We start from the raw sequence: 15015 nt of genomic DNA, 5'->3' as shown, positions 1-15015 counted from the left end.
ACCCATGTCAGGAGACTTCTGCTCGTGTCGATCACAGACGAGATCCGCTCCCTCACCCAGGCAGTGCACCCCGCCGACTGGACCGACCTCGACACCAAGGCCGTCGACACCGCCCGCGTGCTCGCCGCCGACGCGGTCCAGAAGGTGGGCAACGGGCACCCCGGCACGGCGATGAGCCTTGCCCCCGTGGCCTACACGCTGTTCCAGAAAGTGATGCGGCACGACCCGACCGACCCGCACTGGGTGGGACGGGACCGGTTCGTGCTCTCGTGCGGACACTCGAGCCTGACGCTGTACATCCAGCTGTACCTGTCGGGGTACGGGCTCGAACTCGCCGACCTCGAGGCGCTGCGCACGTGGGGTTCGAAGACGCCGGGCCACCCCGAGTTCGGGCACACCGCGGGGGTGGAGATGACCACCGGCCCGCTCGGGCAGGGCCTGGCCTCCGCCGTGGGCATGGCGATGGCGGCGCGCCGGGAGCGCGGCCTGTTCGATCCGGACACCGCGACCGGCGCGAGCCCGTTCGACCACCACATCTACGTCCTCGCCTCCGACGGCGACATCGAAGAGGGCGTGACGTCGGAGGCCTCGTCCCTCGCGGGCGTGCAGCAGCTCGGCAACCTGATCGTCTTCTACGACGACAACAAGATCTCCATCGAGCACGACACGGCGATCGCCCTCGGTGAGGATGTCGCCCGGCGCTACGAGGCCTACGGCTGGCATGTGCAGACCGTCGAGGGCGGCGAGAACGTCACCGCGATCCTCGACGCCGTCGAGGCCGCCAAGGCCGTCACCGACAAGCCGTCGCTCGTCGTGCTGCGCACGATCATCGGCTACCCGGCGCCGACCAAGATGAACACCGGCGACGTGCACGGCGCCGCCCTCGGCGCCGAGGAGGTCGCCGCCGTCAAGACCGCCCTCGGGTTCGACCCGGAGCGGCACTTCGACGTCGACCCGGCGGTGATCGAGCACACCCGCGGCGTCGTCGAGCGCGGCGCGGCGGCCCGCACCGCATGGCAGGCCGAGTTCGACGCGTGGGCCGGCCGGGAGCCGCAGCGCAAGGAACTGTTCGACCGGTTACAGGCCGGGGAGTTCCCCGCCGGCTGGACCGAGGTCCTGCCCACCTACGAGCCGGTCGCCAAGGGCCCGGCCACCCGTAAGGCGTCCGGCAGCGCCCTCGCCGCGCTCGGCCCGGTGCTGCCCGAGCTGTGGGGCGGTTCGGCCGACCTGGCGGGCTCGAACAACACCACGATCCCCGGCTCGGACTCGTTCGGCCCGGTGTCGATCTCCACGAAGGACTGGAACGCCCAGCCCTACGGGCGGACGCTGCACTTCGGTGTGCGCGAGCACGCGATGGGTTCGATCCTCAACGGCATCGCCCTGCACGGCCCGACCCGCCCCTACGGCGGCACCTTCCTGGTGTTCAGCGACTACATGCGTCCCGCCGTGCGGCTCGCCGCGCTCATGCAGACCCCGGCGATCTACGTGTGGACCCACGATTCGATCGGTCTCGGCGAGGACGGCCCGACCCATCAGCCGGTCGAGCACCTCACCGCGCTGCGCGCGATCCCGAATCTGGCCGTGATCCGTCCCGGCGACGCGAACGAGACCTCGTTCGCGTGGGCCGCGGCGCTGGAGAACAAGACCGGCCCGACCGCCCTGGCCCTGACCCGCCAGGATGTGCCGGTGCTCGCGGGCACCCGGGAGAAGGCCGCCGAGGGCCTGCCCCGCGGCGCGTACGTGCTCGCCGAGGCGTCCACCGGCACGCCCGAGGTGATCCTGCTCGGCACCGGCTCCGAGCTGCAGCTCGCCGTCGCCGCCCGCGAGGTACTCGAGGCCGACGGTGTGCCCACCCGCGTGGTCTCCGTGCCGGTCCTCGACTGGTTCCTCCAGCAGGACCAGGCGTACCGCGACGAGGTGCTCCCGCCGGCGGTGCGTGCGCGTGTCTCCGTCGAGGCCGGACTGGCGATGCCGTGGCACCGCCTGCTCGGCGACGCCGGCGAGGCCGTCTCGCTCGAGCACTTCGGCGCCTCCGCCGACCACAAGACCCTGTTCCGCGAGTTCGGCATCACCGCCGAGGCCGTCGTCGACGCCGCCCGCCGCTCGCTGACCCGAGTGAAGGGATGATCCCGATGACCCAGCAGGTAACCCAGAACGCGAATCTCGTCCAGCTCTCGGCCGCCGGGGTGTCCGTGTGGCTCGACGACCTGTCCCGGGACCGCATCGAGACCGGCAACCTCGCCGAGCTGATCGCCACCCGCAGCGTCGTGGGTGTGACCACCAACCCGTCGATCTTCCAGGCGGCGCTCAGCAAGGGCCACGTCTACGACGCCCAGGTCCGGGAGCTCGCGCTGGCCGGCGCCGATGTGGACACCACCATCCGCACCGTCACCACCGACGACGTGCGCTCCGCGTGCGACGTCCTGGCCCCGGTGTTCGAGGCCAGCGACGGTGTCGACGGCCGGGTCTCCATCGAGGTCGACCCGCGGCTGGCGCACTCCACCGACGCGACCGTGCAGCAGGCGATCGAGCTGTGGCGCATCGTGGACCGGCCCAATCTGCTCATCAAGATCCCCGCGACGGTGGCCGGCCTGCCGGCCATCGCCCGCGTGATCGGCGAGGGCATCAGCGTGAACGTGACGCTGATCTTCTCGGTCGAGCGCTACGAACGGGTCATCGAGGCCTATCTGGACGGTCTGACCGCCGCCAAGTCGGCCGGGCACGAGCTGTCGACGATCCACTCGGTGGCCTCGTTCTTCGTCTCCCGCGTCGACACCGAGATCGACGCGCGGCTCGACGCGATCGGCACCCCCGAGGCGCTGGCGCTGCGCGGCAAGGCCGGCGTCGCCAACGCCCGCCTGGCGTACGCGGCGTACCGCCGGGCGTTCGAGTCCGGGGCCCGGTTCGAGCAGCTCGCCGCGGCCGGTGCGCGTCCGCAGCGCGCCCTGTGGGCGTCGACCGGGGTGAAGAACCCCGACTACTCGGACACCCTGTACGTCACCGAACTGGTCGCCCCGAACACGGTCAACACGATGCCGGAGAAGACCCTCGAGGCCGTCGCCGACCACGGCGAGGTCACCGGCGACACGGTCACCGGTACCGAGAAGGCGGCCGAGAACGTGTTCTCCGCGCTGTCGACGATCGGGGTGAACCTGCCCGAGGTGTTCCGCAAGCTCGAGGACGAGGGCGTCGAGAAGTTCGAGGTGTCCTGGAACGAGCTGCTCGCCGCCACCTCCGAGCAGCTGATCGCGCACGGCGCGAAGAGCTGACGCGGTGCGCGGACCCGAGACGGCGGCGTGGGTCAATCCACTCCGGGACGAGCGTGATCGTCGGCTACCCCGGATCGCCGGGCCGTGTGCCCTGGTGATCTTCGGGGTCACCGGCGACCTCGCCCGCCGCAAGCTGATGCCGGCGGTGTACGACCTGGCCAACCGCGGTCTGCTGCCGCCCGGGTTCGCGCTCGTCGGCTTCGCGCGACGGGACTGGGCCGACGAGGACTTCGGTCAGGTCGTGCACGATGCCGTGAAGGCCAACTCGCGCACCAAGTTCCGGGAGGAGGTGTGGAATCGTCTGGCCGAGGGCATCCGGTTCGTGCAGGGCAGCTTCGACGACGACGCCGCGTTCACCGAACTCGCCTCGACGCTGGCCGAGCTGGACAAGGCCCGCGGCACGGGCGGCAACCACGCCTTTTACCTGTCCATCCCGCCGAACGCGTTCCCGGTGGTGTCCGCGCAGCTCAAACGGTCCGGACTCGCGATCGCGCAAGACGGCACCTGGAGCCGGGTGATCATCGAGAAGCCGTTCGGTCACGACCTGACGAGCGCCCAGGAACTGAACCGGCTGGTCGCCGAGGTGTTCCCCGAGGAGGCGGTGTTCCGCATCGACCACTACCTCGGCAAGGAGACGGTGCAGAACATCCTGGCGTTGCGATTCGCGAATCAGTTGTTCGATCCGCTGTGGAACGCGCACTACGTCGACCACGTGCAGATCACGATGGCGGAGGACATCGGTCTCGGCGGCCGCGCCGGCTACTACGACGGCATCGGCGCCGGCCGGGACGTGATCCAGAACCACCTGCTGCAGCTGCTCGCGTTCATCGCGATGGAGGAACCGATCAGCTTCGACCCGGCGGAGTTGCGGGCGGAGAAGATCAAGGTGCTGTCCGCGACCCGGCTCGCCGAGCCCCTCGACGAGACCACCGCGCGCGGCCAGTACATCGCCGGCTGGCAGAACGGCGGGCAGGTCGTCGGCCTGCACGAGGAGCAGGGCTTCGCCGCCGACTCGACCACCGAGACCTACGCGGCGATCACCTGCGAGATCGACACCCGCCGCTGGGCCGGAGTGCCGTTCTACCTGCGCACCGGCAAGCGTCTGGGCCGGCGCGTCACCGAGATCGCGATCGTGTTCAAGCGGGCCCCGCACCTGCCGTTCGACCAGACGATGACCACCGAGCTCGGCCAGAACGCCCTCGTCATCCGCGTGCAGCCCGACGAGGGGGTCACCCTCCGCTTCGGTTCCAAGGTGCCCGGCTCGAGCATGGAGGTCCGCGACGTCAACATGGACTTCAGCTACGGCCAGGCGTTCACCGAGTCCTCCCCCGAGGCGTACGAGCGGCTGATCCTCGACGTGCTGCTCGGCGTGCCGTCGCTCTTCCCTGTCGACGACGAGGTCGAGCTGTCGTGGAGGATCCTCGACCCGGTGCTCGAGCGCTGGGCGGCGCACGGCAAGCCCGAGCCGTACGAGGCCGGCACGTGGGGGCCGTCGTCGGCCGACGAGATGCTCCGCCGCTCGGGCCGCGAATGGAGACGCCCGTGAGGATGCAGCTGCGCAACGCCACCGCGATCGACATCAGCAAACAGCTCGTCCAGCTGCGGCAGACCGGCGGCATCGTCACGCAGGGGCGCGTGCTCACCCTGGTGGTGTGCACCGACGGTCCACGCGGCCTCGAGGCCGCGATCACCGCGGCCATCGGGGCGTCGCGGGAGCATCCGTGCCGCGTGATCGTCGTCGGCCGCGGCCGCGCGGGCGACGAACCGCGCATGGATGCGGAGATCCGCATCGGCGGTGACGCCGGGGCCTCGGAGGTGCTGATCCTCGCGTTGCACGGCCCGCTCGCCGACCACCAGGAATCGGTGATCGTGCCGTTCCTGCTGCCGGACACCCCGGTGGTGGTGTGGTGGCCGAACACCCCTCCCGAGGTGCCGGCGGCGGACCCGGTGGGGCGGCTCGCCGTGCGACGCCTGACCGATGCGACGAACTCGTCGCGCCCGATGACCGAGATCGTCTCGCGGCTGTCCGGCTACACCCCCGGCGACACCGACCTCGCGTGGGGCCGGATCACGTATTGGCGGGCGCTGCTCGTCTCCGCGCTCGACCAGCCACCGTTCGAGCCGGTCGAGTCGGCGCTGGTATCGGGACTCGGCAGCGAACCGGCGGTGGATCTGCTCGCGGGCTGGCTCGCGAGCCGTATCGACGGCCCGGTGCACCGCGCGGTGGGCGATCTGCGGGTCGAGTTGCGCACCCGAACCCAGACGATCTCGCTCGAGCGGCCTCAGGACGGGCGCGTGGCCACGCTGCGGCGCACCGGCAAACCCGATTCGCTGATCACGCTCGCACGCCGCGACTCCTCGGAATGCCTCGCCGAGGAACTGCGGCGGCTCGATCCCGACGAGGTGTACCACGCGGCCCTGACGGCCCTGTCGAAGGTGGAATATGTCTGACGCGCGCCACATCTCCGGGAACGTCCACGTGCGGCGCTTCGAGTCGGGCGACGAGCTCGCGCGGGCGGCCGCCGCAGCGTTCGTCGAGACCGTGGTCGCCGCGCAGCGCGACCGCGGCCACGCCGCGGTGGTGCTGACCGGCGGCGGCACCGGCATCGCCGTGCTCGACGCGGTCCTGCGGGCTCCCGGCGGAATCGACTGGTCCGCGGTCGACGTGTACTTCGGTGACGAGCGGTACCTGCCGCCGGGCGATCCCGAGCGCAACGAGGTCCAGGCCCGCGCGGCGCTGCTCGACCACGTGCCGCTCGATCCGGCGCGGGTGCACGCGATGCCCACCCTCGACGAGGCCGGGGCCGGTTCCCCCGAGTCGGCGGCCCGCGCGTACGCGCAGGTGCTCGCCGCGAACTCCTCCGACGGCAGCACCCCCGAGTTCGACGTGCACCTGCTGGGGATGGGCGGCGAGGGACACGTCAACTCGCTGTTCCCGCACACCGACGCGGTGCGCGAGCAGGATCGCTTCGTCGTCGGCGTCGACGACTCCCCCAAGCCGCCCGCCGCGCGGGTCACGCTCACCCTCCCGGCGGTCCGCCGTGCCCGGCAGGTGTGGCTCCTCGTCACCGGCGCGGCCAAGGCCGAGGCCGTCGCGGCCGCGGTGGGCGGCGCCGACGCGGTGGACATCCCGGCCGCCGGGGCGCGGGGCCGCGAACAGACCGTGTGGTTCCTCGACACGGAGGCCGCCGCGGCGCTGCCCGCGGGCTGACCGTCACCACCGCCGCCCGTCCCGGTCGGGTCCGCCGGACCGCGGATCCGGGGGCACACGGCCGTCGGTCACGCCGCAACGCAGGCGTGCCGCCCAGCTCGGATTGCGGGTCGCGCGCAGCCCGGTGAGGCGGCCACGGCGGCATCGCTCCGTCCTACGGTCCATCGCGAAGCTCCTCCCCTACGGTGTTCCCTGCCCAGTTCGGTGTTCCCAGTTCCGTGTTCCCTGCCCAGTTCGACGCCGCGGCCACCCCCGCGGTTCCCGCGGGACGGCCCGGCGCATACCCGGCGGGCTGCGCTCCGGCGGACCACAATGGGGACAGCACTGCGTGGAAAGGAGCCTTCGATGAGCACCCCGACCACCGTCCTGGGCGAGATCCGGCCCGAGCACGGCTGTCCGGACGGGTCCTCCCTCGTCACCCTGCACTACGTGCGCAGCTTCGCCCTGCCGGTCGGCGAGGTGTGGGCGGAGCTGACCGACCGGCTCGAACACTGGTACGGACGGTGGACGGGCGACCCCGCCTCGGGACGGGTGCAGCTGACGATGACCGACGAGCACGACACGGCGACGACGGACGTGCGGATCCTGCGCTGCGACCCGCCCCACGTCCTCGTCGTCGACCAGGACGGGTGGCAACTCGAGCTCACGACGAAGCAGGTGGGGGTCGTCACCACCCTCGAGTTCTCGCACCGGCACGTCCCGCGGTCGGAGACCTCGGAGATCGGTCCCGGCTGGCAGTACTACCTCGACCGGCTCGACGCCGTGCTCGGCGGCCGGGCCCTGCCGCACTGGGAGGGCTACCTCGAACTCGCCGACGAGTATCGGTGAGTCGCACCCGATTCCGGTGATCACCGGCCTGCGCCGGCAACGTCCTCTACGCTCGGGGCACCGCGCAACTTCCGGGGAGGACGGCGGCCATGAGCGCTTCCGGTGCCAGCGAGACCACTCGGCGGAACCTGCAGGCCGCGGCGGCCACGCTGCCCGCGGACGACGGGCAGGACTTCGAGGATGCGACGCGCGGGTTCGTCGGCCGCAGCGAGCAACGGACGATCACCACCGCGGACGGACGCGTGGTGTGGGACCTCGACGCCTACGCGTTCCTCGACGGGCCCGCCCCGCCGACGGCGCATCCGAGTCTGTGGCGGCAGAGCCGGCTGCTCACCGAGGACGGCCTGTTCGAGGTGGTGCCGGGGATCTACCAGTTGCGCGGGTTCGACCTGTCGGTGATGACCGTCGTCGAGGGTGACACCGGGGTGATCGTGATCGACCCGCTGATCAGCGCGGAGACCGCCGCGGCGGCGCTGACGCTGTACCGGCGGCACCGCGGCGACCGGCCCGTGTCCGGAATGATCTACACCCACTCCCATGTCGACCACTTCGGTGGCGTCGAGGGGGTGCTCGACGCGGAACTCGTCGCGGCCGGGACGGTCCCGGTCGTCGCCCCGGCCGGGTTCCTCGAACATGCGGTGTCGGAGAACCTGTTCGCGGGCACGGCGATGTCGCGGCGCTCGGGTTACATGTACGGGGCGGCGCTCGGGAAGGGGCCGGCCGGTCAGATCGGTGCCGGGCTGGGCCAGACCACGTCGGCCGGCACCGTCACGCTCATCGCGCCGACCGTCGACATCACCGCGACCGGGCAGGAGCTCACCGTCGACGGGGTACGGATGGTCTTCCAGCTGACCCCCGGCACCGAGGCCCCCGCCGAGACGAACATCTGGTTCCCCGAGCGGCGCGCGCTGTGCGCGGCCGAGAATGCCACCCACACCCTGCACAACATCCTCACGTTGCGCGGTGCGGTGGTGCGCGACGCGCACGCCTGGGGCCACTACCTCAACGAGACGATCGGCCTGTGGGGCGACGCGCTCGAGGTCGTGTTCGCCTCGCACCACTGGCCGACCTGGGGCCGGGAGCGAGCGCTCGAATTCCTCGCCGTGCAGCGCGACATGTACCTGTACCTGCACGATCAGACGGTGCGGATGATGAATCAGGGCCTCGTGGGCGCGGAGATCGCCGAACGGTTCGAGTTGCCCCCGGCCCTGGCGGCGGCGTGGCACACCCACGGCTACTACGGCTCGGTGAGCCACAACGTCAAGGCGATCTACCAGCGGTACATGGGGTGGTACGACGGCAACCCCGCCAACCTGTGGGCCCATCCCCCGGCCGAGGCCGCCCGCCGGTACGTCGACGCCATGGGCGGCGCCGACGCCGCCCTCGCCGTCGCGCGAGGTGCCTTCGAGGAGGGCGACTACCGCTGGGTGCTCGAGGTCTGCAAACATCTGCTGTTCACCGACGACACCGATCAGGCCGCCCGGGACCTGCAGGCCGACGCGATGGAGCAACTCGCGTACGGCGCCGAGAACGGCACCTGGCGCTGCGTCTATCTGGCCGGCGCGAAGGAACTCCGCGAGGGAATCTTCGGGTCGCCGGTGCAGTCCTCGGGCGACTTCCTCGATGCGCTGACCGTCCCGCAGCTGTTCGACAGCCTGGCGGTGCGGGTGGACGGACCCCGCGCGTGGGATCTGCAGCTGGTGATCACGTGGGTCCTGACCGACCTCGGGACCACGTATCTCACGGAACTGCGCCACGGCGTGCTCAACCATCGGACCGTGCCCGAGCCGCCGCCGGACAGCACCGTGTTCACCCTCACCCGCCGCGCCCTGATCGGTGCCCTCACCGGGCAGCTGGATGCGGCGGCGGCCCTCGCGGACGGGACGATCGCGGTGACGGGCGACCCGACAGTGGTGGCCCGGCTCGTCGAGGTACTCGCACCGGTGGATCCGGACTTCGCGATCGTCACGCCCTGACGTCCGCCTCGGCCGGACCTGCGGTGCACGCGCCGCGGGTCAGCCGGGCCGGAGGACGCCGAAGTCGCCGAGGTCGTGGGAGATGGTGAAGGTGCGCGACGTCAGGCGCCAGCCGTCCCGGGTGCGGACCCACCGGTCGTCGTACTCGCCGAAGCACTCGTAGCTCGCCCCGGCGGCCGGGCCCGCGCCCACGTGGTGGACGCGGGCGTACGTCAGCGACCGGGCCCGGTCGCCGTCGACCTCGATGCGGTGGTTGCCCAGCAAGTGCTGCGAGGGTCCGCAGCCGCCGAGATGGGCGCGGACCACGGCGACGATGCCGTCGCGCCCCGCCGCGCCGTAGCCGGTCGCGGAGTCGGTGAAGGCGGCACCGAGACCGGCCCAGTCCCGGCGGTCGAGGGCGGAGGCGAGTTCGGCGAGCCGTTCGACGATCTGTTCGCGGTCATGAGTCACCCGTCCAGGTGTAGCGGGTCACGGCCGTTCGGCGCGCCGTCGTCCCGCTGAGCGGGCAGCTCCGGCCGGTCCGGCCCGGCCGGACCGGCCGCTGCCGCCCCGGCCTGCTGCCCGGCGCTAGCCGCTGTTCCGCAGCGCGGTCGCGAGGCCGTTCATCGTCAGCTGGATGCCGCGGCGGACCCGGTCGGTGTCCTCCCCCGCCCGGAACCGGCGCAGCAACTCGACCTGCAGGTGGTTCAGCGGCTCGAGGTACGGGAAGCGGTTGTGCACCGACCGGGCGAGCGCCGGGTTGTCCGCGGTGAGCTCGGAGTGCCCCGTGATCGCCAGGTAGACGCGCACGGTGCGCTCGTGTTCCGCGGTGATCTTGTCGAACACCCGGTCCCGCAGGTCCGGGTCCGGCACCAGTTCGGCGTAGCGCCCCGCGAGACCGAGGTCGGACTTGGCCAGCACCATCGCCATGTTGGACAGCACGGTGCGGAAGAACGGCCAGCGCCGATACAGGCCGGTGAGGGTGGCCAGGCGCGCCTCGTCGCCCGCGATCCAGGTCTCGACGGCCGTCCCGGTGCCGTACCAGCCGGGCAGCATGACACGGGACTGGGTCCATGCCAGCACCCAGGGGATCGCCCGCAGGTCGGCGATCGACGACGTCGGCTTGCGCGAGGTGGGCCGGCTGCCGATGTTCAGGGCCCCGATCTCCGCGACCGGCGTGGCCGTCCGGAAGTACTCGACGAAGCCCGGGGTCTCGTGCACGAGATCGCTGTAGGCGGCGCGGGCAAGTTCGGCGAGCTCGTCGAGCACCGCGTACGCCGGGCCGGCGTCGCTGCCGAGTCCCTCGACGTCGAGGAGGGTGGACTCGAGGGTCGCGGCGACGAGGGACTCGAGATTGCGGCGCGCCAGCTTCGGCTCGGCGTACTTCGCCGCGATCACCTCACCCTGCTCGGTCAGGCGCAGCGAGCCGGCGACGGCCCCGGGCGGCTGCGCAAGGATCGCGTCGTAGCTCGGTCCGCCGCCGCGACCGACGGTGCCGCCGCGGCCGTGGAACAGGCGCAGCCGGATCCCGGCGGTGCGCGCGGCCTCCACCAGGTCGAGTTCGGCCCGGTACAGCGCCCAGTTCGCGGCGAGGTAGCCGCCGTCCTTGTTCGAGTCCGAATAGCCCAGCATGACCTCCTGGACCCCGCCGGCGGAGTCGACGAGGTTGCGGAACTCGGGGACGGCGAGGGCGGCGGTGAGGATCTCGGCGCCGTGCCGCAGATCGTCGATGGTCTCGAACAGCGGGATCACCGCGACCGGGCAGCGCGGCCCGGCGATGTCGTGCTCGACGAGGCCGGCCTCGTCGAGCAGAACCAGCGCCTCGAGCAGATCCGAGACCGAGCTGCACATGCTGACGATGTAGTGCGGCACGGCATCCGGGCCCAACCGGGTCACGGCGTCGGCGGCGGCACGGAGCACGCCGAGTTCACGGGCGGTGTCGGCGCCGAGCCGCGCGCCGGGCGCGCTGAGGGGACGGCGGGTGCGCAGTTCGGCCGCGAGCAGCGCGACCTTCTCCTCCTCGGGCAGCGCCGGGTAGTCGTCGGTGACACCGGCCCAGCTGAACAGTTCGGCGATCACCCGGCCGTGCACCTCCGCGTTCTGCCGCAGGTCGAGGGAGGCGAGGTGGAAGCCGAAAGCCTCGACGGCGCCGCGCACGTGCGCGAGCCGGTCGTCGGCGAGGACCGCGCTGCCGCCGGCGCGCAGGGCGGCGTCGAGGATGTCGAGGTCGGCGAGCAGTTCGGCGGGCGTGTCGTAGGCGGTCAGCCGGCTCGGCACCGCGTGCGGCGGTGGGTCGTCGAGCAGTCGCGCCGCGGTGGCGGTCAGGCGGCCCCGGATGCCGCGCAGCGCGCGGCGGTACGGTTCGTCGGCGCGCGACGGGGCGGCGTCACCGGAGGCGTCGGCGAGGCGGGCCAGGTCGTCGGTGACGCGGACCAGACGTGCGGACATCGACAGCTCCTGCTCGAGCCGTTCGAGCTCGGCGAGGTGATGGCCGAGGGCGGTCGCGGCGGCCCGGTCGGTGGCGCGGTGGACGACCTCGGCGGTGACGTTGGGGTTGCCGTCGCGGTCGCCGCCGATCCAGGTTCCGGTGCGCACCAACGGGTCCGGCAGCAGCGGGACGCCGGGCCAGCGTTCGCGCAGGGCGCGCCGGACCTCGGCGTTGAGGGCCGGGACGACGCGGAACAGGGCGGCGTCGTAGTAGCGCAGGCCCACTTCGATCTCGTCCTGGATGCGCAGGCGGGCGAGCCGGATGAGGGCGGTCTGCCACAGGGTGAGGATCTGCCGCCACAGGTGCAGGTCGATGTCGGATCGCTCGTCGGGTTCGGCGCGTTCGCGGCGGCGCATGAGATCGGTGATGCGGGTCTGCACGTCGAAGACGGTGCGGCGGCGGGTCTCGGTGGGGTGGGCGGTGATCACCGGGGAGACGAGGGCGCCGTCGAGCGCGGCGGCGACCTCGGCGGGGTCGAGTTCGGCGGCGTCGAGCTTGCGGTAGGTGGCGGCCAGGGAGCTGTCCTGTGCCGGCTCCCCGGCGCGCACGTGCACGGCGCGGCGGCGTTCCCGGTGCAGGTCCTCGGCGAGGTTCGCCAGCAGCGCGAAGTGGCTGAAGGCCCGGATGACGGGGAGGGTGTCGTCGGTGGGGACGTCGGCGAACATCGCCGCGAGTTCGGCGCGGTCGATCTCGGAGCGGCGCACGCGGAAGCTCTCGACGCGGGCGCGTTCGACGAGGGCGAAGAGGTGCTCGCCGGCCTGTTCGCGGACGATGCGGCCCAGCATCCCGCCGAGCAGCCGGATGTCCTGGCGCAGAGGTTCGGTGGCGGAGCGGGACCCGGAGGGGTCGGCCGGGCGGGCGGTATCCGTCATCCGGTCAGTATCGCGGCCGACGCACGACGGCGCGACCCGGAAGTCCGGGTCGCGCCGTCGTGCGCAGTGCTCAGCTGAACTTGATCTGCAGGCCGATGCCGAGGATGGCGATCAGCCAGACGATGCCGGTGAACACGGTCAGCCGGTCGAGGTTCTTCTCGGCGACACTGGAGCCGGACAGGCTGGACTGGACACCGCCACCGAACAGGGTGGACAGACCGCCGCCCTTGCCGCGGTGCAGCAGCACGAGCAGGATCAGCAGCAGGCTGGTGGTGATCAGCAGGATGTCGAGGAACAGTGCCATGGCGCCAGACTACAGGGCGCCGTCGCGGCGCCCTTCCGGGCCTCGGGGGATCCGGAAGGGCACCGCGGGTGCCTTACAGCGGCCCGCCCGCGGCGATGGCGGACAGCTGGGCGAACTCGTCGGCCTTGAGCGAGGCACCGCCGACGAGACCGCCGTCGATGTCGAGCTGGGCGATCAGTTCGCCGACGTTCTTGGCGTTGACCGAGCCGCCGTAGAGCACGCGGACGGCGTCGGCGGTCTCCGGGGAGGCGAGCTCGGCGAGGGTGGCGCGTACCGCCGCGCACACCTCCTGGGCGTCGGCGGCCGAGGCCACCTTGCCGGTGCCGATGGCCCAGACCGGCTCGTACGCGACGACGATCTTCGCGATGTCGTCGGACGAGAGCCCCGCGAGGGATCCGCGCAGCTGGGCGACGTTGTGGGACACGTGCTGACCGGCTTCGCGGATGTCGAGGCCTTCGCCGATGCACACGATCGGGGTCAGGCCGTGCCGCAACGCCGCCTTGGTCTTGGCGAGGACGATCTCGTCGGTCTCGCCGTGCAGGGTGCGTCGCTCCGAGTGGCCGACCACCACGTAGGTGCACCCCAGCTTGGCCAGCATCGCGCCGCTGATCTCTCCGGTGTAGGCACCCGAGTCGTGGGCCGAGACGTCCTGCGCACCGTAGGTGAGCAGCAGCTTGTCGCCCTCGATCAGCGTCTGCACGCTGCGGATGTCGGTGAACGGCGGCAGCACCGTCACGTCCACCTTCTCGAGGTACTTCTCCGGCAGCGCGAAGGCGATCTTCTGCACGAGGGCGATGGCCTCGAGGTGGTTGAGGTTCATCTTCCAGTTGCCGGCGATGAGCGGCTTTCGGGTCATCTCAGGCCTCCGGTGCGGTGTCGTCGAGGGCGCTGATCCCGGGCAGCTCCTTGCCCTCGAGGTATTCGAGGGAGGCGCCGCCGCCGGTGGAGATGTGGGAGAACCCGTCCTCGGGGAGGCCGAGCAGACGCACGGCCGCGGCCGAGTCGCCGCCGCCGACGACGCTGAACGCGCCGGAGCGGGTGGCCTCGACGATCGCCTCGGCGACCCCCTTGGTGCCGGCCGCGAACTTCTCGAACTCGAACACGCCCATCGGGCCGTTCCAGAACACGGTCTTGGCGCCGGTGAGGTACTGGGCGAACCGGGCCACCGACTCGGGTCCGATGTCCAGGCCCATCCAGCCGTCGGGGATCTCGGTGGTGGGCACCGTCTTCGCCTCGGCGTCGGCGGCGAAGGAGTCGGCGACGACCACGTCCTGCGGGATGTGGATGACGTCGCCGAACCGCTCGAGCAGGTCCTTGCACGTCTCGGTCATCGATTCCTCGAGCAGCGAGTTGCCCACCGGGATGCCTTGCGCGGCAAGGAAGGTGAAGCACATACCGCCACCGATGACGAGGGTGTCGACCTTGGGGGCGAGGGCTTCGATGACGGCGAGCTTGTCGGAGACCTTCGAGCCGCCGAGCACCACCGCGTAGGGCCGCTCCGGGTCGCTCGTGAGCTTGGCGAGGACCTCGACTTCGGCGGCGACGAGGTTGCCCGCGTAGTGCGGGAGCAGCTTCGCCACGTCGTACACCGAGGCCTGCTTGCGGTGCACCACGCCGAAGCCGTCGGAGACGAAAGCCCCGTCGTCGCCGACGAGTTCGACGAGGTCGCGGGCCAGCGCCTGCCGCTGCGCCTCGTCCTTGCTGGTTTCGCGCGGATCGAAGCGAATGTTCTCGAGCAGGAGGATGTCGCCGTCGGTCAGGCCTTCCGAGCGGGCCAGCGCGTCCTGCCCGACGACGTCGCCGGCGAGCTGGACGTTGCGGCCGAGCACGTCGCCGAGTTTCGCCGCGACCGGGGCGAGGGAGAACTTCGGATCGGGCTCGCCCTTGGGCCGGCCCAGGTGGGCGGTGACGACGACCTTCGCGCCCGCCTCGGCGAGCGCGGCGATCGTCGGGGCGGACGCGATGATGCGACCGGGGTCGGTGATCGTCGCGCCGTCCAGCGGGACGTTGAGGTCCGAGCGCACCAGCACGCCACGGCCCTCGACGCCGGCGGCGAGCAGATCCTCGAGAGTCTGAACTGCCACTGTT

The 15015-nt window shown here is 71.7% G+C and carries 13 protein-coding genes; 7 read left to right on the top strand and 6 right to left on the bottom strand.

Annotation, left to right across the window (positions count from 1 at the left end):
• Positions 1-24 precede the first annotated feature (24 nt).
• Genes tkt through pgl form a run of 5 tightly spaced genes read left to right on the top strand, consistent with a single transcriptional unit; the run spans position 25 to position 6480 of the window.
• Positions 25-2127 (top strand): transketolase, encoded by a 2103-nt coding sequence (gene tkt, locus QNA09_RS10835; protein WP_010595092.1) that lies wholly within the window; start codon positions 25-27, stop codon positions 2125-2127.
• Between the two features lie 5 nt (positions 2128-2132).
• A complete protein-coding gene (tal, locus tag QNA09_RS10830; protein WP_026138081.1) occupies positions 2133-3269 on the top strand; it encodes a transaldolase in 1137 nt (378 codons plus the stop codon).
• 4 nt (positions 3270-3273) lie between these two features.
• Positions 3274-4815, top strand: a complete 1542-nt coding sequence (gene zwf / locus QNA09_RS10825; RefSeq protein ID WP_203010689.1) for a glucose-6-phosphate dehydrogenase — start codon at positions 3274-3276, stop codon at positions 4813-4815.
• On the top strand, positions 4812-5720 hold the full coding sequence (gene opcA, locus QNA09_RS10820; protein ID WP_371851032.1) for a glucose-6-phosphate dehydrogenase assembly protein OpcA: 909 nt from the start codon (positions 4812-4814) through the stop codon (positions 5718-5720). The genes zwf and opcA overlap by 4 nt, the downstream gene beginning before the upstream one ends.
• Positions 5713-6480, top strand: coding sequence for a 6-phosphogluconolactonase (gene pgl / locus QNA09_RS10815; protein WP_010595097.1), 768 nt, complete (start codon positions 5713-5715; stop codon positions 6478-6480). The genes opcA and pgl overlap by 8 nt, the downstream gene beginning before the upstream one ends.
• A 3-nt stretch (positions 6481-6483) precedes the next feature.
• Here pgl and QNA09_RS10810 read toward each other — a convergent pair whose 3' ends face one another.
• On the bottom strand, positions 6484-6645 hold the full coding sequence (locus QNA09_RS10810) for a hypothetical protein (protein WP_161800551.1): 162 nt from the start codon (positions 6643-6645) through the stop codon (positions 6484-6486).
• Positions 6646-6825: 180 nt separating this feature from the next.
• On the opposite strand from QNA09_RS10810, the gene QNA09_RS10805 reads away from it, so the two are divergent.
• Positions 6826-7308, top strand: a complete 483-nt coding sequence (locus QNA09_RS10805; protein WP_203010688.1) for an SRPBCC domain-containing protein — start codon at positions 6826-6828, stop codon at positions 7306-7308.
• 89 nt (positions 7309-7397) lie between these two features.
• Positions 7398-9284 carry an alkyl/aryl-sulfatase gene (locus QNA09_RS10800; protein ID WP_010595099.1) on the top strand — a complete coding sequence of 629 codons (1887 nt, stop codon included), beginning with the start codon at positions 7398-7400 and terminating at the stop codon, positions 9282-9284.
• A 39-nt stretch (positions 9285-9323) separates the two neighbouring features.
• Here QNA09_RS10800 and QNA09_RS10795 read toward each other — a convergent pair whose 3' ends face one another.
• From QNA09_RS10795 to pgk, 5 genes are all read right to left on the bottom strand, one after another.
• Positions 9324-9734 (bottom strand): nuclear transport factor 2 family protein, encoded by a 411-nt coding sequence (locus tag QNA09_RS10795; RefSeq protein ID WP_040271526.1) that lies wholly within the window; start codon positions 9732-9734, stop codon positions 9324-9326.
• Positions 9735-9851: 117 nt separating this feature from the next.
• Positions 9852-12623 (bottom strand): phosphoenolpyruvate carboxylase, encoded by a 2772-nt coding sequence (gene ppc, locus QNA09_RS10790; protein ID WP_119699771.1) that lies wholly within the window; start codon positions 12621-12623, stop codon positions 9852-9854.
• Between the two features lie 70 nt (positions 12624-12693).
• Positions 12694-12927 carry a preprotein translocase subunit SecG gene (gene secG / locus QNA09_RS10785; RefSeq protein WP_003939471.1) on the bottom strand — a complete coding sequence of 78 codons (234 nt, stop codon included), beginning with the start codon at positions 12925-12927 and terminating at the stop codon, positions 12694-12696.
• Between the two features lie 73 nt (positions 12928-13000).
• Positions 13001-13783 carry a triose-phosphate isomerase gene (gene tpiA / locus QNA09_RS10780; protein ID WP_010595102.1) on the bottom strand — a complete coding sequence of 261 codons (783 nt, stop codon included), beginning with the start codon at positions 13781-13783 and terminating at the stop codon, positions 13001-13003.
• A gap of 1 nt (position 13784) precedes the next feature.
• Complete coding sequence (gene pgk / locus QNA09_RS10775; RefSeq protein WP_010595103.1) at positions 13785-15011, bottom strand: phosphoglycerate kinase; 1227 nt, start codon at positions 15009-15011, stop codon at positions 13785-13787.
• Positions 15012-15015 lie beyond the last annotated feature (4 nt).

Origin of the sequence: Rhodococcus sp. AH-ZY2 (assembly GCF_030916465.1) — a bacterium.
Taxonomy (GTDB): Bacteria; Actinomycetota; Actinomycetes; order Mycobacteriales; family Mycobacteriaceae; genus Rhodococcus; species Rhodococcus ruber.
This window is presented reverse-complemented; position numbering and strand designations above follow the sequence as displayed.